General features: G+C 58.2%; 17 protein-coding genes and 1 pseudogene. 8 read left to right on the forward strand and 10 right to left on the reverse strand.

Annotated features, from left to right (window positions below; all coding sequences use genetic code 11):
- The 5 genes and pseudogenes from AWT75_RS17435 to AWT75_RS17455 form a co-directional block, all read right to left on the reverse strand.
- Nucleotides 1-1,424 (reverse strand): annotated as a pseudogene (locus AWT75_RS17435) (4Fe-4S dicluster domain-containing protein); the annotation flags it as partial.
- Nucleotides 1,421-1,996 carry an electron transport complex subunit RsxB gene (gene rsxB, locus AWT75_RS17440; RefSeq protein WP_062790790.1) on the reverse strand — a complete coding sequence of 192 codons (576 nt, stop codon included), beginning with the start codon at nucleotides 1,994-1,996 and terminating at the stop codon, nucleotides 1,421-1,423. The pseudogene AWT75_RS17435 and the gene rsxB, both read right to left, overlap by 4 nt.
- The gene (locus tag AWT75_RS17445; RefSeq protein ID WP_062790792.1) at nucleotides 1,993-2,544 is read right to left on the reverse strand and encodes a hypothetical protein; all 552 of its coding nucleotides are present in this window, start codon (nucleotides 2,542-2,544) and stop codon (nucleotides 1,993-1,995) included. Before AWT75_RS17445 ends, rsxB begins: the two co-directional genes overlap by 4 nt.
- A 97-nt stretch (nucleotides 2,545-2,641) precedes the next feature.
- Nucleotides 2,642-4,492, reverse strand: coding sequence for a DUF294 nucleotidyltransferase-like domain-containing protein (locus AWT75_RS17450; protein WP_082696180.1), 1,851 nt, complete (start codon nucleotides 4,490-4,492; stop codon nucleotides 2,642-2,644).
- A 106-nt stretch (nucleotides 4,493-4,598) separates the two neighbouring features.
- On the reverse strand, nucleotides 4,599-5,354 hold the full coding sequence (locus tag AWT75_RS17455; RefSeq protein ID WP_161937774.1) for a substrate-binding periplasmic protein: 756 nt from the start codon (nucleotides 5,352-5,354) through the stop codon (nucleotides 4,599-4,601).
- Between the two features lie 122 nt (nucleotides 5,355-5,476).
- On the opposite strand from AWT75_RS17455, the gene AWT75_RS17460 reads away from it, so the two are divergent.
- On the forward strand, nucleotides 5,477-6,394 hold the full coding sequence (locus tag AWT75_RS17460; protein WP_062790799.1) for a bestrophin family protein: 918 nt from the start codon (nucleotides 5,477-5,479) through the stop codon (nucleotides 6,392-6,394).
- A 153-nt stretch (nucleotides 6,395-6,547) separates the two neighbouring features.
- Here the strand turns inward: AWT75_RS17460 and acs are convergent, their stop codons facing one another.
- The 3 genes from acs to AWT75_RS17475 all read right to left on the reverse strand — a co-directional run bounded on the left by acs (nucleotide 6,548) and on the right by AWT75_RS17475 (nucleotide 10,565).
- On the reverse strand, nucleotides 6,548-8,512 hold the full coding sequence (gene acs, locus AWT75_RS17465; RefSeq protein ID WP_062790801.1) for an acetate--CoA ligase: 1,965 nt from the start codon (nucleotides 8,510-8,512) through the stop codon (nucleotides 6,548-6,550).
- A 65-nt stretch (nucleotides 8,513-8,577) separates the two neighbouring features.
- A complete protein-coding gene (locus tag AWT75_RS17470; RefSeq protein WP_045847091.1) occupies nucleotides 8,578-10,257 on the reverse strand; it encodes a cation acetate symporter in 1,680 nt (559 codons plus the stop codon).
- Nucleotides 10,254-10,565: a DUF485 domain-containing protein gene (locus AWT75_RS17475; protein ID WP_062790803.1), complete on the reverse strand. Its 312-nt coding sequence runs from the start codon at nucleotides 10,563-10,565 to the stop codon at nucleotides 10,254-10,256. The genes AWT75_RS17470 and AWT75_RS17475 overlap by 4 nt, the downstream gene beginning before the upstream one ends.
- Nucleotides 10,566-10,880: 315 nt before the next feature.
- Between AWT75_RS17475 and AWT75_RS23145 the strand changes: the two genes are divergently transcribed.
- The 7 genes from AWT75_RS23145 to AWT75_RS17505 all read left to right on the forward strand — a co-directional run bounded on the left by AWT75_RS23145 (nucleotide 10,881) and on the right by AWT75_RS17505 (nucleotide 18,311).
- Nucleotides 10,881-11,117 carry a LysR family transcriptional regulator gene (locus tag AWT75_RS23145; protein WP_193394100.1) on the forward strand — a complete coding sequence of 79 codons (237 nt, stop codon included), beginning with the start codon at nucleotides 10,881-10,883 and terminating at the stop codon, nucleotides 11,115-11,117.
- A gap of 44 nt (nucleotides 11,118-11,161) precedes the next feature.
- Nucleotides 11,162-11,776 carry a substrate-binding domain-containing protein gene (locus AWT75_RS17480; protein ID WP_193394101.1) on the forward strand — a complete coding sequence of 205 codons (615 nt, stop codon included), beginning with the start codon at nucleotides 11,162-11,164 and terminating at the stop codon, nucleotides 11,774-11,776.
- A gap of 27 nt (nucleotides 11,777-11,803) precedes the next feature.
- Nucleotides 11,804-12,271, forward strand: coding sequence for a hypothetical protein (locus tag AWT75_RS17485; protein ID WP_045847094.1), 468 nt, complete (start codon nucleotides 11,804-11,806; stop codon nucleotides 12,269-12,271).
- A gap of 46 nt (nucleotides 12,272-12,317) precedes the next feature.
- Nucleotides 12,318-13,778 carry a protein adenylyltransferase SelO gene (locus AWT75_RS17490; protein ID WP_062790805.1) on the forward strand — a complete coding sequence of 487 codons (1,461 nt, stop codon included), beginning with the start codon at nucleotides 12,318-12,320 and terminating at the stop codon, nucleotides 13,776-13,778.
- A 547-nt stretch (nucleotides 13,779-14,325) separates the two neighbouring features.
- Entirely contained in the window at nucleotides 14,326-15,345 is a 1,020-nt protein-coding gene (locus AWT75_RS17495; protein ID WP_062790807.1) for a Zn-dependent oxidoreductase, read from the forward strand.
- A 34-nt stretch (nucleotides 15,346-15,379) separates the two neighbouring features.
- On the forward strand, nucleotides 15,380-16,753 hold the full coding sequence (locus tag AWT75_RS17500; RefSeq protein WP_275575769.1) for an MFS transporter: 1,374 nt from the start codon (nucleotides 15,380-15,382) through the stop codon (nucleotides 16,751-16,753).
- 70 nt (nucleotides 16,754-16,823) lie between these two features.
- Entirely contained in the window at nucleotides 16,824-18,311 is a 1,488-nt protein-coding gene (locus AWT75_RS17505) for a mannitol dehydrogenase family protein (RefSeq protein WP_062790809.1), read from the forward strand.
- Nucleotides 18,312-18,419: 108 nt separating this feature from the next.
- On the opposite strand, the gene AWT75_RS17510 is transcribed toward AWT75_RS17505, so the two are convergent.
- The gene (locus AWT75_RS17510) at nucleotides 18,420-20,084 is read right to left on the reverse strand and encodes an L-lactate permease (RefSeq protein ID WP_082086460.1); all 1,665 of its coding nucleotides are present in this window, start codon (nucleotides 20,082-20,084) and stop codon (nucleotides 18,420-18,422) included.
- 194 nt (nucleotides 20,085-20,278) lie between these two features.
- Entirely contained in the window at nucleotides 20,279-21,865 is a 1,587-nt protein-coding gene (locus AWT75_RS17515; protein WP_062790811.1) for a methyl-accepting chemotaxis protein, read from the reverse strand.
- Between the last annotated feature and the right edge of the window lie 123 nt (nucleotides 21,866-21,988).

Genomic DNA, 21,988 nt, shown 5'->3' on the forward strand with positions numbered 1-21,988 from the left:
CGGTGCTGCCTTGCTTTCCGGCTGCGCTGCGGTGGCGGCCTGTTCGCGTTTGGCGGCCTGCTCGGCGGCGCGCGCGGCCAGTCGCTGGGCTTTTCCTGCTTGTCCCGCTCCAGCCGGAACTGGCGGAAGCGATGGCGCTGCCTGGCCTGGTCGGCCTGCTGCTGCTGTTGCTGTGCCGCCTGATACTGCAAGGCGGCGTGGCGGAAGGTGTCCAGCAAGGGAAGCTGACTGGGACAGACGGCATCGCACATTCCGCACAGGGTGCAGTCCTGCAGGCCCCAGGCGTTGGCTTCTTCCATATTGTTTTGCTGGCAATGCCAGTAAAGCTCCTGTGCTTGCAGCTTGCTGGGGCAGATGCGCAGGCAATCGCCACAGCGGATGCAGTCCTGTTGCCCACTGGTGGTATCCGGCGTGCGGGCTTGCAGGCATTGGCTATGCCAGTGCAGCCCCATCGTGTCTGCCTGATCGGCTGGCAGTGCATAGCCACGCAAACCGCCGCCATGGGTAATGCCGCAATCGGCACTGGCACCGGCAAAGTTCAACAGATGGCTCAGCGGAGTACCCAGCAGCGCCTGCACGCTGCCTGGCCGGTCCAGCTTGCCGTCGAGGGTAACAAAGCGGCTGATGCAGGGCTGGCCATGCAGGATGGCGGTACCAGCGGTCACCACGGCATCGGCTGGCAGACACAGGCAGCGTGCTGTTTCTGCCGGGCTGGCCAGCAGGCGGGTCAGCGTGGTTTCATCCGCCGCCGGATAGGGGGCATTAATGGTAGTGATGTGCCAGCCGTGCTGGCTGGCGGCTGCCTGCACAGCCTCGGCACTGCCGGTGTGGCTGATGGCAAGCACGATGCGTCCGGGCTGCAGGACTTGTTCCAGCATGGCAATGGCGGCCACCAGTTTATCGGCTTGCTGTTCCAGCAGGCTGGAGGTGGCAGTCAGGCAGGGCTCGTCTTCTACCGCATTGATGATCAGCAGGGACAGTGCATGTGGCTGCATGGCCCGGTCCAGCGGCAGCAGGGGGCCGTGATTGCCCGCGACCCCCATGTCTTGCAGTTGCAGGGCGAGGCTGAGCGGCGTGAGCAGGGACGGGTCGCCTGCTTGCAGCGGCAGGGCTTCATCCCGGCCATCCGCTTCCAGAACAAGGGTGTTGGCCAGTGGTGCGCCGGGCAAGGCTTGAGCCAGGGGCTGGATGGCGATGATGCGTCCGGATGTCGGGGCATGCAGGGCAACACCGTATTCACTGTCTGCATCGGCCAGGCGCTGGTATTTCAGGACGTGCTGGCCAGGCTGCACGCAAGGCAGGCACTGTTGCAGGCCCAGTAGCAGACGCGTTGGCAGCGGCAGGGTCGTAGCAGCGGTGTTGTCATGCTTGCGGCCGGGCAAAGGCAGCTTGAACCCGCCAGGCAAAGAGAGAAAACGCCTCATGACCTTGCCTCGTGCTTGACGGCCTTGATGGCAATCACCGGGTAGCCCCAGCGCCAGTCGTTCGGGCTGCTGGTGGCCGGACGCATGCTGATGCAATCCACCGGACAGGGAACAAGGCAGAGTTCGCAACCGGTACATTCGTCTGCCAGTACAGTGTGCATCTGCTTGGCCGAACCCAGGATGGCATCTACCGGACAGGCCTGAATGCAGAGCGTACAGCCGATACAGGTGCTTTCGTCAATCAGCGCCACGGCCTTGGGTTTGCTGGGCGGGGCGTCTGGCGCAAAGGGCAGGTAGTCGGTATGCAGCAGTGCAGCCAGTTTGCGTATGCCTTCCTCGCCACCGGGCGGGCAGCGGTTGATGCTGTCCTCACCCTTGGCCAGCGCGGCGGCATAGGGTTGGCATCCGGCGTGACCGCACTGTCCGCACTGGGTTTGCGGCAGGATGGCATCAATCTGTTCGACCAGCGGGCGCGGATCGGCATCTTGCGCTTGTTGCTGGCGCTTGGTCATCACGCTGCGCAGCAGCCAGCCAGCCAGCAGCAGCAAGGCGATAAGGAACAGGATATTCATGACAGTCGGGCTCCCAGGCTGTGCAGGGCCAGTGCCAGCAGCAGGGCACACAGCCAAAGGGCGGGCAGGTCACGCAGCATGGCAGGCAAGCGGCTACGTGCCAGACGGGTTGGCAAACAGGCAAATACAGCCAGTAACAGGCTGAGCAAGACCGATAGCAACAGGCTTTGCATGCTGCTGCCCAGGCTGGCAGGCGCGTGGCTCATCCAGCTGCCCGGCAGGCTCAAGAGCAGATTGTTGGCCAGCAGCCAGCCCGGACGCAGGCCCAGTGCGCGGCTGGCGTTGCCTGCCTTGTTGTTGAGCAGCCAGGCAAGCGACAGAGCAGTGGCACTTTGCAGGATGATGATGGCAGGCAGCCCCGGCGTCGGGCCGGTCAGGGGCTGCAGTAGCGCCAGGCCGAGATTGCCCAGCAACTGGCTGATCAGCAGGGTCAGCCCCATGGCGGCTGCGGCAGGCAAGGCCAGGCTGATGGCATGCTGTCTGCCGGTCTGGCAATGTTGCAGACAGGCCATCAGGGCAAGCAGCGGCAGGTAGAGCCCGAAATTCATGGCGCAGAGTATCCGGAAAGCAAAACCGCAAAATTATCCGGGTTTCGGGCCTGCTTCACAACCTTGCTGCGGGTAGGCCATGGCCCACAGCCAGCATTCAGGGTAGTTGCCGGCCAAGCCAGGCTTGCAGTTTGCGCGCCTGGCGCAGGGTTTCCTTCAGGATGCGGGCGTCCAGGGTGCTGAGCTGGCGCGGGTCGATCAGGCTGTCCAGCCTGGCCGCATTGTCCTGGCAGGCCAATTGGTGACGCAGGCGCAAATCCTGCAGGAAACGGGCGCTGTCGGCAAAGGACTGGCAGTCGCTGCTGTCCAGGCCGGGCAACTGGCTGGCAGCGGCAAAGCGCTCGCTGGTGCGACCTGCGGCGCAACCAGCCATCAAGGCCATGATGCGGGCGGCGTCAACAAAGAAGTCCAGTGCGGCTTTCAGGTCCAGCTTGTCATTTTCATCGGTTTGCAGGCGTCCGCTCCAGCCCAGCGGTGCCTGATAGCGGCGGGCGTTGCGGCTGAGTGCCTGCAATACCTGACGGTCTGCGGCGCGCTGGCGCAGCCGGCTGGCCAGCTCCAGGCCCAGCGCGGTATTGCCCCACACCGGGCGCAAGTCAAGATACAGGCCGATGTGTCCGGCGGTGTCGTCCGACTGCATCAGCTGGCTGATAAAGGTGTCGCTCCAGTCATCCAGTGACAGGCAGTGGCTGGGATTGCCTGCCATCACGCCGTTGCGGCACAGCGGTATGCCGCAGGCGCTCAGTGCGGAACAGATGCCCTGTGCAATGGCGGGTAGTTGCAAGGCCAGCTGGTGCTGTAGCAGCGGCTTGCTGCTGTGAAACACGATGCCGCTGTCTTGATCCGAAGAGAGGGTATTTTCCTGACGACCACTGCTGCCAAACTGCAGCCAGCAGATTTCCACATCATCCAGCCCGGCCTCTGCCAGATGCAGCTGGCACAGCCGGGTCAGCAACTGGTCGTTGAACAGGCTGAGCAAGCGGGTGCTGGCGTCGGCATCCATGCCCTGGCGGAACAGGGCGACTACCTGGCGGCGGAAGGTGGCGGCCACGCCGGACAGGGCGGCAGTACTGTCGCATCGGCTGAGCCGTTGCAGCATTTCCTTCATGTCCAGCCGCGACAGACGGTACAGATCATGTTCCGAAACAATGCCGACCAGTGTGCTGCCCTCGCATACCATCACGTGGCGCTCACCACTTTGCACCAGCGCCAGCATGGCTTCGCTGGCCAGCGCGGTAGGCGGCAGGATGCAGCTGGGCTGGCGCATCAATTGCTGCACCGGGGTGTCGTCCGGCCGTCCGGCCAGATGGGCGGACAGCAGGTCGCGCAGGGTGAACAGGCCAAGCAGTCTTTGTTCCGGGCTTGTGATCACCACCGAGCCAACCCCTTGGTCCTGCATCAATTCCAGCAAGGGGCGCAGTGCGGTATCGGGCCGGCAAGTGACGGGCGGCCGCTGGATGACCGCTGACAGCGGGGTATGCAGACTGAGGCCCTGTCCACCCAGCGCGGCGGGGTGTTGTTGTCTGGCACGGGATAGCAGATTGGCCAGCCGCTGGGTGCAAAACTGCTGGAATGCCGACGAGGCACGGCATAGCTCCAGAAAGGCCGCATGCGGTAACAACAGCACCATGCAGTCGCTGTCCGCACGGTAATGGTTGGTGACCGGTCGCTGCGCCAGCAGGGCACCCAGCGGAAACATTTCTCCCTGGCTGAGCATGGCAAACGGCTGGCCGCTGTAAATATCCTCGGCCAGTACCTGGCCTTCCAGCACGATGAACAACTGCGTGGCTGGCCCTGCCTGGGGATTGAGCAAGCTGCTGCCGCGGGGATAATGCTGGCGTTTGCCATAACGGGTCAGTAGCTGGAGCTGTTCCGCTGTCATGACGGCAAATGGTTCATGCACCAGCAATGGTTGCCAGTCTGCCGGGAATGGAGTGGGCGTGGTCATGGTCTGCCGGTTGCGCTGTGATGGGTTCAATATAAAGCTGGCCAGACCCGACTGATATTGGGGAAATCCGTCGCAGTGCTTTTGCCCGCTTCAGTGGCCGGTCATGCTATTCACTGTTCTGTTTGAGGATCTGCTGGTAACGGCCATCGCGTTTTATCTGTTCCAGTGCCTGGCGGAATGCTTCTACCGTGGAGGCTGGTGTTCCCAGGCTGAATGCCATGGACATGCCCTGGGGCAGTTGCTTGAACACAAAGGCGGTCTGCAGCACCTGGCCGGGTTGGTCATGCATTTGCTGTACGGTGGAATAGGCTGTCAGCTGGTTGGCCGCCCACAGTGTGATGCGTTTGGCGCGCAGCATCTGGTAGCCCTCGCGATACGAGGAAAAGACTTCCAGATGGGTGAATCCGTGTTCTTGCAGGTATTTTTCCTGATAAGAACCATGCAGTACGCCAATCGCGTAGTTCTGATAGTCAGCCAGTTTGCCGTTACGGGGAATGCGCCCGCCATTTTCGGTCAGCATCAATAACACCGGCGGCGAGTGGATGACCTCGCCTACCCATTGAAAGCGATCTTCCCGCTCCGGTGTTCTGGCCATGGCGCATACCAGTGTGTTGGGCTGATTCAGGCCCATGGTCAACACCCGGTTCCACGGATAAAGGTGTACGGTTTCACCCAAGCCCAGTTGGCGGATGATCAGCTGCACGACATCAACCACGATGCCGTGCGGCTGTCCGCCAGCCTCGCTGGAAAATGGTGGCAGATTATCTTCACAGGCAATGGTGAGTGTGCCTGCCTGTGCCACGGGCAAGGCCGAGCACAGCATCAGCAGCGGGATCGACAGGGCAGGGAGAATGCGTTTCATCTCTTTACTGTAGTTGTTGCCCTCGGGGCGGCAAGTGAAATCGCTGAGTCGTATTTTGCACTGCAGCATGCGTGACGATGGCTTATCATGTCGGCTTTAACATCATTGGCTGATATTGCTTCATGATTGTCCGATCATCCCTGAGCTGGTTTCGCTTGCTGTTTGTCTGGCATGGCTCAGTCCTGCCGCGCATCATGCCACGACTGTTGCTGGTGTTGTTGATTGCCGTCATGTCAGCCGGCGCCCGCCACTGGTGGCTGAGCACCCATGCGGATTCTGCGCTCAGCATTCCCACCTTCACCTTGCTTGGCGTGTCGCTGGCCATTTTTCTGGGTTTTCGCAATTCAGTCAGTTACGACCGCTTCTGGGAAGCCCGCAAATTATGGGGTGGCCTGCTGATTGTCAATCGCTCCATTACCCGCCTGCTGTTGTCTGCCGTACCGAAACATCCGCTGACTGCCGAGGCGGCAAATTTGCTCTGTGCCTTTGCCTATGCACTGAAGGCCCAGTTGCGGCGGGAGGATGATTGCCAGCATCTGCAGCGCCTGATTGCCCCCGGCCTGCTGGACGAGGTGCAAGCAGCCCGCTTTGCGCCAGCCATCATCCTGCGTCGGCTGGGAGAGCTGGTGCAGCAGTTGCAGCGCGAGGGCTGCCTGAACGAGTGGCAATGGCAGGCGCTGGACCGCAAGCTGGACACCATGTCGGAAATCCTGGGCGGTTGCGAGCGCATCGACACCACGCCTATTCCTTATACTTATCGCGTCCTGCTTAACCGCACGGTCACCATCTACAGCTTGCTGCTGCCGATGGGCCTGGTCAGCAGCATAGGCTGGCTGACGCCTCCCATTGCCGTATTCATTGCGTACACATACCTCGCGCTGGAAGTGATTGGCGAAGAACTGGAAGAGCCGTTTGGTCGTGAGGGAAATGATCTGCCACTGGCTGCCCTGTGCCATACCATCGAATCCGCCGTGCGCGAAATGCAGGGCCTGCCGGTGACGGTGGAAGCGCCAAAGCCGCAAGGGGTGTATCTGCACTAAGCGCATCCATCAGGAAAGCTGTTGCCGTGGAGATGCCAGGTTCTTGCCCGACCTTTCTGGTCACCGCTGTTGCAGTTAGAGACCGATACTACGGGCAATAAAAAAAGCCCGGTGAAATCACCGGGCTCAAGGTCAGTGTGCTCCTGAACTGATTCAGATGGGGTTTTGCAGCTGGCCCAGAATCTGCGGGTTTTCCAGCGTCGAAACGTCCTGTGTGATTTCCTCGCCCTTGGCAATCGAGCGCAACAGACGGCGCATGATCTTGCCGGAGCGGGTCTTGGGCAGGTTTTCGCCAAAGCGGATGTCGTCCGGCTGGGCGATCTTGCCGATTTCGTGGGCTACCCAGTTCTTGAGTTCGGCAGCAATCTTCTTGGCTTCGTCGCCTTCCGGACGGGCACCCTTCAGTACCACGAAGGCCACCACCGCCTCACCCTTCACTTCGTGCGGCTTGCCCACCACGGCGGCTTCGGCCACCAGCGGGTTGGCCACCAGCGCGGATTCGATTTCCATGGTGCCCAGACGGTGACCGGACACGTTCAGCACGTCGTCGATACGGCCCATGATCCAGAAATAGCCGTTTTCGTCACGGTTGGCCGAGTCGCCAGCCAGGTAGTACTGACCGTTGAACTCTTCCGGGAAGTAGGTTTTCTTGAAGCGTTCCGGGTCGTTCCAGATGGTACGCACCAGCGACGGGAAAGGCTTCTTGATGACCAGGAAGCCACCGCGGCCCGGTTCCACCTGTGCACCGGATTCGTCCACGATGTCGGCAATGATGCCCGGCAGCGGCAGGGTGCAAGAACCCGGCTTGGTGGGTACGGCACCCGGAATCGGCGCAATCATGGCCGAGCCGGTTTCGGTTTGCCACCAGGTATCCACGATAGGGCAGCGGCCACCGCCCACCACTTCGTAGTACCACATCCAGGCTTCCGGGTTGATCGGCTCGCCCACGGTGCCCAATAGGCGCAGGCTGGACAGGTCGAACTGCTTGGGCAGGTCGTTGCCCAGCTTGATCAGCGAACGGATGGCGGTCGGTGCAGTGTAGAAAATGCTGACCTTGTGTTGCTCGATCATGCGCCAGAAGCGGCTGGCATCCGGGTAGGTCGGCACGCCCTCGAATACCACCTGGGTGGCACCGATGCCCAGCGGGCCGTAGCAGATATAGGAGTGACCGGTAATCCAGCCCACGTCGGCGGTGCACCAGTACACATCATTCGGTTTGTAGTCAAAGGCCCAGCGGAAGCTGTTGATGGCGCCCAGCAGGTAACCGGCGCTGCTGTGCTGGATGCCTTTCGGTTTGCCGGTAGAGCCGGAGGTGTACAGGATGAACAGCGGGTCATCCGCCAGCATCCATTCCGGTTCGCAGGCTTCGGCCTGGCCTTCCACCAGCTTGTGCCACCATACGTCGCGGCCGTCGGTCCACTGTGCGCCGCCATTGGTACGCTGGTAAACCACCACGTTCTGTACCGACTCGCAGCCTTCCAGTGCCAGGGCTTCGTCCACGGTGGCCTTCAGCGGAACGGTCTTGCCGCCGCGCAGGCCCTCATTGGCGGTAATCACCAGCTTGGCGCCGGCATCCTGGATACGGTCGCGTACCGCGCCGGCGGAGAAACCACCGAATACCACGGAGTGGATGGCGCCGATACGGGCGCAGGCCTGCATGGCCACGATGGCTTCAATCACCATCGGCATGTAGATGACCACACGGTCGCCCTTGGCAATGCCCAGGCTCTTCAGGCCATTGGCAAACTGGCAGACGCGACGGTGCAGTTCGGAATAGGTCACCCGGGTCACTTCGCCATCATCCGCTTCGAAGATCAGCGCGATCTTGTTGGCGTTCAGCGGCAGGTGACGATCCAGGCAGTTGTAGGAGACGTTCAGCACACCATCGTCAAACCATTTGAAGAAAGGTGCATTGCTGTCATCCAGTACCCGAGAGAAGGGTTTTTTCCAGGTGATCAGCTCGCGTGCCAGGTCCCCCCAGAAAGCCAGGTAGCTGTCATCAGCCTGTTCGCACAGCGCATTGTAGGCCTCCATGCCGGATACAGTGGCCTTGTGGCGGAAGTCATCGGACGGCGGAAAGCTGCGGGTTTCTTTCAGAATGGACTCGAGGGTGGACATAACTTCTCCTTATGTTTTGTCTTGCTGTAGCCGCATCCCGCAGGATGCGGCCCCAGGTGTAACGATTAGTGCTTGGAAGCGCCGGAGGCGCCGATGCCGGTCATGGAGCGAACGAACTGGGCATCAAACTTGGCCTTTTCTTCAGCAGCAGACTTGGAGTTGTCGGTCACCGAGAACAGCCAGGTGGTCACGAACGCCAGGGTGATGGAGAAGATGGCCGGGTTCTTGTACGGGAACAGGGCGGTCTTGTGTTTCATCACATCCACCCATACTGCCGGTCCCAGAACAATCAGCACCACTGCGGTTGCCAGGCCGATGAAGCCGCCGATTACTGCGCCGCGGGTGGTCAGACCCTTCCAGAACATGGACAGGAACAGTACCGGGAAGTTGGCGGAAGCCGCGATGGAGAAGGCCAGACCAACCATGAAGGCAATGTTCTGCTTCTCGAACACCAGGCCCAGCACGATGGCGATGACGCCCAGTGCCACGGTGGTGATCTTGGATACGCGGATTTCGTCAGCTTCGTTCGCCTTGCCCTTCTTGATAACCGAAGCGTACAGATCGTGCGAGACGGCAGAGGCACCGGACAGGGCCAGACCTGCTACAACGGCCAGGATGGTGGCGAAGGCAACAGCAGAGATGAAGCCCAGGAACATGTCACCGCCAACAGCATTGGCCAGGTGAATGGCGGCCATATTGCTGCCACCAACCAGTTGGGTGATTTGCTTGCCATCCTTGGTGATGGTTTCCATCATGCCCGGCTGGTTCAGTACCAGCATGATTGCGCCAAAACCGATGATGAAGGTCAGGATGTAGAAGTAACCGATGAAACCGGTGGCGTAGAACACCGACTTGCGGGCTTCCTTGGCATCAGACACGGTGAAGAAGCGCATCAGGATGTGCGGCAGGCCGGCAGTACCGAACATCAGCGCCATACCCAGCGAAATGGAGTCAACCGGATCAGCCTTGCCCGGTGCCATGATGGCAGCGTGCTTGGCGTGAGCGGCAACTGCCTTCTCGAACATCAGTTCCGGGCTGAAGCCAACGGTGGACAGCACCATGAAGGCCATGAAGGAAGCACCACACAGCAGCAGTACGGCCTTGATGATCTGTACCCAGGTGGTCGCCAGCATGCCGCCGAACAGCACGTAGCACACCATCAGGATGCCCACCATGATTACGGCAGAGGAGTAATTCATGCCGAACAGCAGCTGGATCAGCTTGCCGGCACCTACCATCTGGGCAATCAGGTACATGGCCACCACTACCAGGGTGGAAGTGGCGGCAAAGGAGCGCACCGGGGTCTGTTGCAGGCGGTAGGAAGCCACGTCGGCAAAGGTGTATTTGCCCAGGTTACGCAGGCGTTCTGCCACCAGGAACAGGATCACCGGCCAGCCAACCAGGAAGCCCATCGAGTAAATCAGGCCGTCATAGCCCTTGTCGAACACCATGGCGGAAATCCCCAGGAAGGAGGCTGCCGACATGTAGTCACCGGCAATAGCCAGGCCATTCTGGAAACCGCTGATGCCGCCACCGGCGGTATAGAAGTCCGAAGCAGAACGGGTACGGCGTGCCGCCCAGTAGGTAATGCCCATGGTGAAGGCCACAAACACCACGAACATGATGATGGCGTGCCAGTTGGTGGCCTGTTGCTTCACATCACCTTCGATGGCGCCGGAGGCGAAAGCCAGGGCCGGAAACAGGGTCAGGGCTGCCAGAGCGAGAGAGCCAGTGCGTTTTGTCATTGTTGTGCCTCCTCAACGATCTCGCGGTTGAGCTGGTCAAACTCGCCGTTGGCCTTGCGCACGTACAGGCCGGTCAGCACGAAAGCAGAAAGAATGATCAGGATCCCTACCGGGATGCCAACAGTCATGGTCATGCCGGGGGCGAGCGGAGCCCCCAGCGTTGATGGTGAAAATGCCAGAATCAGAATGAAGCCATAGTAAATGGCCAGCATTGCGATGCTGAGCTGCCAACCCAGGCTTGTCTTCTTGTGAACAAGCTCTTTGAACTTCGGGTTGGACTGTACTTTCTTGAGTACGTCCTCGTTCATTGCATCCTCCTTTGTCGTAACGATCGTCTGACCGCTGGATGAAACATAAGGGACGAAAGCTGGGCACCGCTAATCGCTTTTTTTGATCAGCAAAATTTGTCATGTCGATGTTGCGTTGCAAAAAACATTAAAAAACAACAATTTGCAATGGTATTTTTGCTCCATTTCCCCTTTGGTTTGTGCGGTTTTTTTGTGTGGGAATACCAGAAAATGTTGTGGAACATGTGCTATTGAAGCCAAAATGAGGCAGCAGAACATGTCGTACAAACAGAAAAATGTAGTTCATTTACTACAGGCAGAGAGAACAGGTCGTACATGGAAATCTATCAGTTGAGGACCTTTGTCACCGTGGCCCAGCAAGGGCATCTGACCCAGGCCGCCGAATTGCTGCATTTGTCCCAGCCTGCCGTGACCGCACAGATCAAGGCGCTGGAAGAAGAAGTTGGCATGCCGCTGTTTGAACGGACTGCCGGTGGGGTGACCATGACGCGTGCAGGGCAGGAACTGTTGCCGCAGGCGCAATCCATCCTGCCTCGGCCCGGGAAATACTGAATCACGCCAAAACCCTGAAAGGACAGACCGGTGGCAAGGCACTGGTGGGCCTGACCCTGACCCCGGCGACACTGAAAATGGGGCAGTGGGTGGCCGCCCTGGTGGAAAAGTACCCGCTGCTGGACCTGCGCCTGCAACACGGGGTGACCGGCGAGGTACTCAACCTGGTCCGTAAAAAGGAACTGGATGCTGGCTTTTATCTGGGCAAAAACCCCTACGTCAATGTCAATACCGTGCTGCTGACCAATTTGCCGTTTCGCATCGTGATGCCGCACAACTGGCAAAACCGTATTGACATCCACAATCACAAAGACCTGGGGCGCTTGCCCTGGATAGGTCTGTCGCAGTTTTCCAGCTTGTCCAAGATCACTGCAGAACTGTGGCGTGAACTGAATATTTCTCCGAAGAAGGTGACAGAAAGCGACAACCTGGCTTCCATTCTGGAACTTGTCGCCTGTGGCGTCGGTGTGGCACTGGCCCGTGAAGAAGAGGCGCTGGAGTGGGAAGCCGCCGGGCGGTTGACGGTTGTGCCCGGTGTGCGCAAACTGGCTGAGCTTCAATTCGTTTATCCGTCAGACCGGGTTGGCGACCCCATACTGGAAGCATTGCTGCACGAACTGATTCGCGTCTGGGAACTCAGCCCCGCCACCGCGCATTGAACCCCGCCTCACCGACAAGGATCTTCCATGGCCTACGAATGGTTTGCCAGTGCTTTCGAGCGTTATCTGCGTACCATGGAGCTCAGCCAGCGCCGCTTGCTGGATGCCCAGCAGGATGCCTGTATCAGCTGGGCCGTTGCATGGCTGCAAGGGCCGGCCTTGCCGGATGGCGAACTGCAGAACCGCATCGACAGCAGTCTGCTTGGCAGTGTGTCCCTGATGCAGGCACATGCGGACAACCAGCGTGACCTGATGCTGGCAACCGAAAAGTCGCTCAATGACATGCACAAGCGCCTGCTCAGCCAGCTGGAGCAGTCCGGTAACCACCCCTCATTCACCGTGATGAAACAGGCGCTGCAGCTGGGACAAAGTTCGGGCAATGCCGTGAGCAAGATGAGCCGTCAGGTAGGCCACTTTGCCGCCACCAGCTTCTCCTCCGCCTCACTCAACGCCGCCCGCGACATGCGCCGGGTACTGCGTCGGCAAAAACCCTGATTGGTTTCAGGTGTTTATCCGCCCGGGTCGCGACTAGAATCGGGCAATGCAAGCACTCACTTCCCTGACCTTCGGTCAACGTTTTCTGCAGCTGCCACCGGTTTTCTACCGCTCGGTCCAGCCCCAGTCACTCAGCCAGCCGTATCTTGTTGCGGCCAACGCTCCCCTGTGCGCGCAACTGGGTATACAGCCCGAAACACTGGATACGCCCGCTGCCGTGGCTTTGCTGTCCGGCAATCGGCTGGCAGATGGCATGCAGCCTGTGGCGGCTGTGTATGCCGGGCATCAGTTCGGTGTGTTTGTCCCGCAACTGGGAGATGGCCGGGCGCTCTTGCTGGGTGATACGGCAGACATCCATGGCCATCGCTGGGAATGGCAGCTCAAGGGGGCCGGACTGACGCCCTTTTCCCGGATGGGCGATGGACGCGCCGTATTACGCTCCACCATCCGCGAATACCTGTGCAGCGAAGCCATGCACGGGCTGGGTATCCCGACCACCCGCGCACTGGCCATGGTGGGCTCGCCAGATCCGGTTTACCGCGAGCAAGTCGAGACCGCCGCCGTACTGACCCGACTGGCAGAGAGTTTCATCCGCTTCGGTAGTTTCGAAGTGTTTTATCACCGTGGCCAACATGATGAAATCCGTATCCTGGCGGACTTCCTCATCCGTCATCATTTCCCGGACTGTGCAGAACAAGCGCAGCCCTACGCGGCATTATTCAGCGAAATTGTCAATCGCACCGCAAGCTTGATTGCGCAATGGCAGGCAGTGGGCTTCTGTCACGGCGTGATGAATACCGACAATATGTCGGTGCTGGGGCTGACGCTGGACTACGGCCCGTTTGGCTTCATGGATGGCTTCAATGCCGCGCATGTATGCAATCACAGCGATCATTCCGGACGTTATGCCTACAACCAGCAACCACAGGTTGGCTTGTGGAATCTGCATTGCTTGGCATCGGCCTTCTTGCCGCTGGTGGACGAGGAAAACCTGCTGTCAGCCTTGGCCTCTTATCGGGAACAGTATGCGCAGTGCTGGATGAGGCTGATGCGCAGCAAGCTGGGCCTTGTCACCGAGCTGGAAGAGGATGATGCCTTGATCGAGGCATTACTGCTGGCCATGCATGCACACCGGACGGATTACACCGTGTTCTTCCGCCGGCTGGCGGATTTTGTGGCCGGTGAGGACAATGCGCCGTTGCGCGATCTGTTCCTGGATCGCAGCCTGTTTGATGACTGGGCTGCGCGTTATGCCGCGCGTTTGCAGCTAGAGTCAACACCGAAGGCCACGCGCAGGGCGGCCATGCTGGCAGTCAACCCCAAATACATCTTGCGCAATTATCTGGCTGAACAAGCAATACAAGCCGCTCAACAGGGCGATTTCACCCTGATAAACCGCTTGCATGATTGCCTGCAACATCCATTCGACGAACAGCCAGAGTATCAGGACTTTGCCGCTGAACCACCCGCCTGGGCGACGGAAATCAGCGTCAGCTGCTCCAGCTGAATCCCGCGCTTTTTCCCTGTCCCGCTTCAGGCCTGTCTGCTGCCTGCTGAAAGCCGCTGCCCGATTCCAGATGCACGCCATGTCCTGCCGTGTGTTCTGGATGGCCAGCGGCTTCATTCTTTCCCGCTGCTTTCCGCCCGTATTCTTCTGACTATTGAGTGCGCTTATCAGGCCAGTACATCCAGTATCTGCCCGGAATGCATATGCATTCTGTCCTGCTATTCAAATGTCTCAGGTCATGGTGTTTTGAATATTCTGTATTTAATTCAATTTTTTCTGACTAACAATAGTATTGATCGTGAATTGCTTTTGATAATTCACTTTTGATGCGGTGTATTGCTAAGTTGCAGATGTGGGATTTTATTACTGCCGCTAATAAGGTCAGTTTTTCATACTTGTATGGTGCTTGGGTTTGTAATACTTTTTCATCGGGTCGATTAATAGAATGCAGGTTCTGTTGATATTGTTCATCAAAGTGTTTTTGTTGATATATTTGCGGCACTTGTGGCTTTGATTGCAATAATGTTGAACCGATAAAGGTGGCGGAATGAAAAGTATTGTTATCACCCGGCCGGGTAGTCTGTTATTGGCAGATGAAAAAATCCCTGCTCCTGCCGCGCATGAAGTCCGAGTCAAAGTGAAATATGCCGGTGTGTGTGGTTCTGATGTGCATATTTATCGGGGTCATAATCCCTTTGCCAGCTATCCACGGGTGATAGGGCATGAATTTTTTGGCATTGTTGATGCGGTCGGAGTATCTGTCGATACTGCCCGTATCGGTCAGCGCGTGGTGATTGATCCGGTCATCAGCTGTGGTTGCTGCTATCCCTGTCGGATGGGGCGCCCAAATGTCTGTCTGAAGCTAAAGGTACTGGGTGTACATCGTGATGGTGGCTTCAGCGAATATGTCTGCGTACCTGCCGCAAATATCCATGAGGTGCCATCGAGTATTCCAGATCGACATGCCGCCCTGATTGAACCATTCAGCGTTGCGGCAAACATGACTGCTCAGTTGCAACCAACCACAAATGATTCAGCCTTGATTTATGGTGCCGGCCCCATGGGATTGGCGCTGGTACAGGTATTGAAAAATGTTTATCAGGTTGGCACGGTGATGGTGGTGGACCGGATTCCTTCGCGGCTGGAGATGGCGATTGAATGCGGGGCCGATGTCATCATCAATAATCTTCAGTCATCCGAGGCTGATTATCTGCAAGGCATCCGGTGCCAGCCGACACTGATTATCGATGCGGCGTGTCATCCTGCTATTTTGTCACAGGCGATTACCTTGGCATCTCCTGCCGGTCGTATCGGTATTATGGGTTTTTCTGATGCAGAAACGGTGATCCGGCAAAAAGACATTACCAGTAAAGAGTTGTCCATTTTCTCTTCCCGCCTGAATAGTGCCCGCTTTCCTCAGGTTATTGAATGGATGGCCGCTGGCAAACTGTTTCCGCACATCCTGATCAGCCATGATATGGAGATGGAACAGGTAGAGCAGGCACTGACGCTGTTTGAGTCTAATCCGGATAGCTGCTGCAAGATTCTGCTCAGATTTCCTGATTGATAAAAGAATGGATTGATAATTTTGGGGGTGTGATGTGAATACGGATAATGTCCTGGATCAGCAAATCAAGGAAAGTGATACTTCCGGCCTGGTCAAGACTGCTGTTTCAGGCTGGTTGGGAACGGCTCTTGAATTCATGGATTTTCAGCTTTACTCCCTGGGCGCTGCACTGGTTTTTCATGAAATATTCTTTTATGGACAAAGCAGAGCCATGGTATTGATCCTGGCCATGGGCACATATGGCGCAGGTTATCTGGCACGTATTGTTGGTGCCATCATTTTCGGGCGCATGGGAGACCGGGTTGGTCGCAAGAAAGTACTGTTTATCACGATTACCATGATGGGCTTGTGTACAACCCTGATCGGTGCACTGCCTACTTATGCGCAGATCGGCATTTTGGCCCCCATACTGCTGGTTATCCTGCGTATTGTGCAAGGATTGGGTGCCGGAGCGGAAATATCCGGTGCCGGCACCATGCTGGCCGAGTCAGCTCCGCAGGGTAAACGCGGCATCATTTCTTCATTGGTAGCCATAGGGACAAATTGCGGAACCTTGCTGGCAACGGCGATCTGGGGTGTTCTGTTTTATTTGCTGGACCGTCAGCAACTGATGGAATGGGGATGGCGCATTCCGTTCCTGTCCAGCGTCGTGGTCATGGCATTTGCCATCTGGCTACGTGCCAACCTGAAGGAGTCGCCTGTTTTCGTGCAAGGTGTGAATCAACGGCATGTGCATGAAAAATCGCATGAAAATCCGGCTGCCGTGGAAGTGGATGATGGCGGTTTTGCTGCCATGTTTCGCAGTCGTGCATTCTGGCTTGCGACCACCCTGCGTTTTGGTCAGGCCGGAAATTCCGGTTTGATTCAAACCTTCCTGACCGCTTATCTGGTTCAGACCCTGCTGTTTGACAAGAGCATTCCGACGGATGCCTTGATGATAAGTTCTGTCATCGGATTCCTGACGATTCCATTAATGGGATATTTGTCGGATCGCTTCGGCAGAAGGCTTCCGTATATTGTGCTGAATGCTGGAGGAATATTGCTGGCTTATCCATTGCTGTCATTGATCATGGATCAAGCCCAGGATACCGGCACCATCATGCTGTGCATCATCATCATTCACAATATTGCCGTGCTGGGATTGTTTGCTCTGGAAAACATTACCCTGGCCGAGTTGTTTGGTGCGCGGCAGCGCTTCACGCGAATGGCGATATCAAAGGAGGCCGGAGGCCTGGTGGCGGTTGGTTTGGGCCCGATGCTGGCTGGTATCTTCTGCCATTTGACTAACAGCTGGTGGCCTGTGGCGGTCATGGTCATGTGCTATTCAATGGCTGGCCTGATGGCGGCACTGTTGATGCCGGAAGTCAAAGACCGCGACCTGACCATCATGCAGGATGCAGCCGTCTGAGCCGGGGTGCCCAGCTGTATTGCCTCGTAGTGAGTACTGTGGTGCTTGTGTTGTCTCCTGAGGAGTGCCCATGCCAGATTCGTCTTTGTCCACCAAGCATTTGCAGCCACCTTACCCACGTGAAGCCCTGCGACCCAGATTATTGCATCTGGGCTGTGGGGCGTTTCATCGCGCTCATCAGGCGGTGTTTGCCGACATGCTGGCCAGCGACCATGCCAGTGACTGGGGCTACTGTGAAGTCAGCCTGACGGATAGTGACGGTACGATTACTGCCTTGAAAGGGCAGGACTTTCTCTATGCAGTGGCAGAGATGGATGGGAATGACTGGTCATGCCGGGTGGTGGGCGTGGTCTGTCAGGCACTGAGCCTGCGTGAGGATGGTTTGTCGGCCGTTGTTGAGGCGCTGGCGCAGCCTGAGCTGGCCGTGGTGACGCTGACCATTACCGAGAAGGGTTATTGCCATTCACCCGCCACCGGCCAATTGCAGATGGAACATCCCGCCATCCGGCATGATATTGCCTGCCCCTGGCAGCCATGCTCTGCTCCCGGAGTGTTGCTGGCTGGTCTGCGTTTGCGTCGTGAGCGTGGCTTGCCCGGCTTGACCATTCTGTCTTGCGACAATATGCCGGCTAACGGTGTCGTGACAAGGCAGGTCATGACGACGCTGGCCAGTTTGCAGGATGCAGACCTGGCTGCCTGGGTGGAATCGCAGGTGGCATTTCCTTCCAGCATGGTGGACTGCATCGTTCCCATGGTGACCTCGGAAACCCGCAGGCGCATCCGTGACTTGCTTGGCGGTGTCGATGACCCGGCCGGTGTGGCTTGTGAACCTTATCGCCAGTGGGTGATAGAAGACTGCTTTCCCTACGGGCGACCGCCATGGGAACGGGTTGGAGTCAAGCTGCTTGCCGATGTGCAGCCTTTCGAGGAAATGAAGTTGCGCATGCTCAATGGCAGCCATTCCTTTCTGGCGTATCTGGGATGTCTGGCCGGCTATGTGCATGTCAGCGATTGCATGCAGGATGCTTGCCTGGTGAGGCTGGTCCACCATTTGATGGTGGAAGAGCAGGCGGTCACATTGGTGCAATGCCCGATAAAGCCTGAAGAGTACGCCGCGCAGCTGCTGACTCGCTTTCGCAATCCCGCTTTATTACACCGTACCTTGCAGATAGCAATGGATGGCAGCCAGAAATTGCCACAGCGCATGCTGGCGTCCATTCGTTTTCATCTGGCGCATGGCAGTCGTTTTGACTGCCTGGCACTGGGGCTGGCGGCATGGATGTGCTTTGTCAACCGGGTGGATGAGCAGGGGCAAGTCATATCCGTGTCCGACCCGCTGGCCGGGGAAATAGGCCGTCTGCTGTCCAGTAGAACGGAAGGTGAATCTGCGGTACGGGCATTGTTGAAGCTGGAGCAAGTTTTCGGGACCGATTTGCCCGCCAATACGCATTTTGTCGAGCTGCTTGAGCAGCAGTTCCAGTTACTGCAGAAGGATGGTGCCAGGGCCTGTATCACATCGTTGTGCAGTCGGCTTGGCCTGACCGTTACCTTGGCCTGATGTCACAGGCAGGCTACAAGATTGCCATGTCCTGATGTTGTGAAAAAAGCCCCGCCGGATTGCTCTGGCGGGGCTTTTCATATCCGCAGTAAATGCGGCCGGAACGACTTAGTGCAATACCAGCAAGGTAAACGGCGGCAGATAGGCCATCGCCGTTACTACCAGGCCGACCAGGCAGGCCAGTGCCAGCGAGTGGAAGAACACATAGCGCAGGATCACACCTTCCTTGCCGTAATACTGGGTTGCAGTCGAAGCCACCACGATGGACTGGGCGTCGATCATCTTGCCCATTACACCACCGGCGGAGTTGGCCGCAGTCATCAGCACCGGCGACAGGCCCAGCTGGGTAGCGGATGCCTTTTGCAGACCACCGAACAGCACGTTGGCGGCGGTGTCGGAACCGGTTAGTGCCACGCCCAGCCAGCCCAGCAGGGTGCCGAAGAAGGGGTAGAGCACGCCAGTGTGCGAGAACGCCAGGCCCAGGGTGATGTCCACGCCGGAGTAGCGGGTCAGGTAGCCCAGTGCCAGCATGGCCACGATGGTGATCAGCGAGTAGCGCAGCGACCAGAAGGTCTGACCGTATACCTTGATCAGCTCACTCGGACGATAGCCCATGATCAGGCCGGACAGGATGCCAGCCACCAGAATGCCGGTACCGGTGGTGGACAGCAGGTTCAGCTTGTAGATGGCTGCTTCGACATGCGGCTTGGCCACAACCGGCGGCATCTTCTGTACCAGGTTGTGCAGGCCGGGCCACTGGATTTCCATGGTGAAAATGGAGTCCAGCAGTTTTTTCACGCTTGGCGAGCCCCAGGCGAATACCAGTACCGACAGGATCAGCCACGGCAGCCAGGCACGGATCACGTCACCGGTGGAGTAACCATGCTTGGGTTGCAGGGCGGTCTTGCCTGCGGCTTCGGCAGCAGCACCGGCCATGGTGCCGGCGGTGGAGGTGTATACCTCTTGCGGGTGCCATACCTTCAGGAACAGTACCAGCGCGGCAATCGAGCACACCGAGGCGATCACGGCAACCAGTTCCGGCCCCATGGTGTTGGACACGATCAGCTGCGGAATGGCGAAGGACAAGCCGGCCACCAGGGCGGCAGGCCAGATGCGCAGGGTGTTCTTCCAGCCGCAGAAGGCAATCAGCAGCCAGAACGGCACGATGACGGCGAAGATGGTCATCTGGCGACCCACCATGGAGGAAATCAGCATCACGTCGATGCCGGTTACCTTGGCCAGGGTGGTAATTGGTGTGCCCAGTGCACCGTAGGCAACCGGTGCGGTATTGGCGATCAGCGACAGGCCGGATGCGGCCAGCGGCGAGAAGCCCAGGCCAATCAGCATGGCACCGGTAACGGCCACCGGTGTGCCAAAGCCACCAGCACCTTCGAAGAAGGCACCAAAGCAGAAGGCAATCAGCAGCAGTTGCAGGCGACGGTCTTGCGTGACGCCGGTAATGCTTTCACGCAGGATGGCAAACTGCCCTTTGCGTTCGGTCAGCTGGTACAGGAAGATCACGTTCAGGATGATCCAGCCAATCGGCAGCAAGCCGTTGGCCGCACCCATCAGGGTGGCGCTGGCAGCCATGCCGGCGGGCATGCCGAAAATGCCGATGGCGACAACGAGCGAAGTGATCAAACCCATCACGGCTGCAATGTGAGCCTTGATATGAAAAATGCCGAGCGCGCCCAGCAGCACGATGACCGGCAGCGCTGCGCACAGCGTAGACAGCCACGGGTTGCCCAGTGGGTCGTAAACGTGGGACCACATGATGGTTCTCTCCAATGATTGTTGGCGTTGATCGGGCGTAGCCATCGCGGCTGTGCCCCATTCGAGCGTTCCGCCTGTTTTTGTACTGGTGGCGGATGCCGCAACTGTAGTGATCAAGCATCAAATCGTCATTTAGGGCTTGCCCTTGCGGGTTTACCCTGTGTCTGACGATGGGGAGAGAGGGCGAGCGAGGGTCAGGCAGCGGTCAGCGGGGCGCTGCTTTCGCCATCCAGAGCGGATAACTGTCGGTGGTCTGCGGCTTGGTCACGCAAGCGGAAGAAGGCCACCCGTTGCTGCAAGGCTTCAGCATGCTGGAGCATTTCCCGCGAAAGTGTGGCCATGTTCAGCGATTCTTCAGCATTTTGCACTGATGAATAGCTTAGTTGGTTCAAGGACTGTGAAATCTGGCTGATGCCCAGGTTCTGTTCCTGACTGCTGCTGTTGATGTGTTCCACCAGGCGACGGGTCTGGCTGATGATGTCTTCCAGCGTACCCATGGCACTGCCGGCATGTTCGGCCCGGCTCATGGTTTGTTGCGACAGTTGCTGGATTTCCTGCGCCACGTCCTTGCTGCGCTGGGCCAGTTTGCGAACCTCCTGCGCCACCACGGCAAAACCCTTGCCGTGTTCTCCGGCGCGGGCGGCTTCGATTGTGGCATTCAAGGCCAGCAAATCCGTCTGGTAAACAATGTCGTCGATCTGCTCTATGCACTGAATGATATGGTGCAGGGCCTGCACCGTGTTTTCTACCAGCAAGCGGCCTTCACGGCTGGCATCTACCGCTGCAATGGCTTGTTGTTCGGTTTGCTGGGCGCTATGCATGGTGGCATCCAGCGTGGAAGAAAACTGCTGCAAGGTGGTGGCAATTTCCTCCAGATGGGCCGCCTGACTGCTGGTTTGGTCTCCGACATGGCTGGCAGCATGTTCTACCTGTCCGGACAAGGTGCGCATGTCGGTCGCAGTCTGGCGTATGCCGTGCATGACGGTGCTCAAGCGGCTAATCATGCTATCCAGTACACCACTCATGCTGTGGGGGCTGACTTGCTGCAGACGGCCTTGCCACTGGCCCTCTGCCAGTTGGCCGATATGCTGGCGGGTCTGGGCCGGTTCCGCACCCAGCAGCGCAATCAGCCGGCGATAGCTCCAGCGCAATAACAGGGCCACGACCAATACGGTAGTGATCAATGCCAGTGACAATAGCAGCCAGTTTTGCTGATTGCTGCTGGCTGCTTCATCTTCCAGTCGCTGCTGGTATTGCTGGGCCTGAATCACGGCCTTGTCGATAGCCTGGCGGTGTTGCGCATACACCTGCTGCATATGGGCAAAAACAATGTTTACCTGGCGGTCCTGTTTTTTTTGCAGGGCCGGAAGCAATTGCTGATTCAGCAATATGAAAAACTCACGTCCATATTCCTGAGCCTGGCCTGTCAGAGACTCGCGCAATGCAACAGGCAGGTCCTGTTGCTGCCAGTACTGGTAATGCTGATTGAATGACTGTTCGCTGCGCTGTAACTGCCCCAGCAGATGCGCTTGCTGCTCAACGGATGCCAGCCTGAGCTGATGGACGAGGAGATTGGCTTCAATGATGTAAGCCGGTGGCGGCAGGATATCTGCCACCAGATCCTTGGCCTGGATGATACGGTGGTACTGCGGGCCACCGATGGTGATTTGCCTGATCAGTACTGCCGCTCCCAGCGCCACGGCGGCAAGCAAGCTGGCCAGCACCAGCGTGAGCCAGACAAAACGCTGGCGCACCGAGAAAAAACGGTGATGGTTCTGCATTGTTGTGATTCCCCAAAGCCCGCACATGTCCGGCCAGACCCTGCCTGTTGGCGGGCCTTGTCTGCAGTGCTGCTGTTGTCAGGCATGTCAGGCATGCCATGTTGTAAGTGAGCTTGAGACTGC

The sequence above is a fragment of the Aquitalea pelogenes genome, assembly GCF_001515305.1.
Classification (GTDB): Bacteria; Pseudomonadota; Gammaproteobacteria; order Burkholderiales; family Chromobacteriaceae; genus Aquitalea; species Aquitalea pelogenes.

Excerpts from the sequence above, each read along its gene's own strand:
- rsxB (WP_062790790.1), bottom strand. The coding sequence starts at position 1,996 with ATGAATATCCTGTTCCTTATCGCCTTGCTGCTGCTGGCTGGCTGGCTG.
- AWT75_RS17445 (WP_062790792.1), bottom strand. The coding sequence starts at position 2,544 with ATGAATTTCGGGCTCTACCTGCCGCTGCTTGCCCTGATGGCCTGTCTG.
- AWT75_RS17450 (WP_082696180.1), bottom strand. The coding sequence starts at position 4,492 with ATGACCACGCCCACTCCATTCCCGGCAGACTGGCAACCATTGCTGGTG.
- AWT75_RS17455 (WP_161937774.1), bottom strand. The coding sequence starts at position 5,354 with ATGAAACGCATTCTCCCTGCCCTGTCGATCCCGCTGCTGATGCTGTGC.
- AWT75_RS17460 (WP_062790799.1), top strand. The coding sequence starts at position 5,477 with ATGATTGTCCGATCATCCCTGAGCTGGTTTCGCTTGCTGTTTGTCTGG.
- acs (WP_062790801.1), bottom strand. The coding sequence starts at position 8,512 with ATGTCCACCCTCGAGTCCATTCTGAAAGAAACCCGCAGCTTTCCGCCG.
- AWT75_RS17470 (WP_045847091.1), bottom strand. The coding sequence starts at position 10,257 with ATGACAAAACGCACTGGCTCTCTCGCTCTGGCAGCCCTGACCCTGTTT.
- AWT75_RS17475 (WP_062790803.1), bottom strand. The coding sequence starts at position 10,565 with ATGAACGAGGACGTACTCAAGAAAGTACAGTCCAACCCGAAGTTCAAA.
- AWT75_RS23145 (WP_193394100.1), top strand. The coding sequence starts at position 10,881 with ATGGAAATCTATCAGTTGAGGACCTTTGTCACCGTGGCCCAGCAAGGG.
- AWT75_RS17485 (WP_045847094.1), top strand. The coding sequence starts at position 11,804 with ATGGCCTACGAATGGTTTGCCAGTGCTTTCGAGCGTTATCTGCGTACC.
- AWT75_RS17490 (WP_062790805.1), top strand. The coding sequence starts at position 12,318 with ATGCAAGCACTCACTTCCCTGACCTTCGGTCAACGTTTTCTGCAGCTG.
- AWT75_RS17495 (WP_062790807.1), top strand. The coding sequence starts at position 14,326 with ATGAAAAGTATTGTTATCACCCGGCCGGGTAGTCTGTTATTGGCAGAT.
- AWT75_RS17505 (WP_062790809.1), top strand. The coding sequence starts at position 16,824 with ATGCCAGATTCGTCTTTGTCCACCAAGCATTTGCAGCCACCTTACCCA.
- AWT75_RS17510 (WP_082086460.1), bottom strand. The coding sequence starts at position 20,084 with ATGTGGTCCCACGTTTACGACCCACTGGGCAACCCGTGGCTGTCTACG.
- AWT75_RS17515 (WP_062790811.1), bottom strand. The coding sequence starts at position 21,865 with ATGCAGAACCATCACCGTTTTTTCTCGGTGCGCCAGCGTTTTGTCTGG.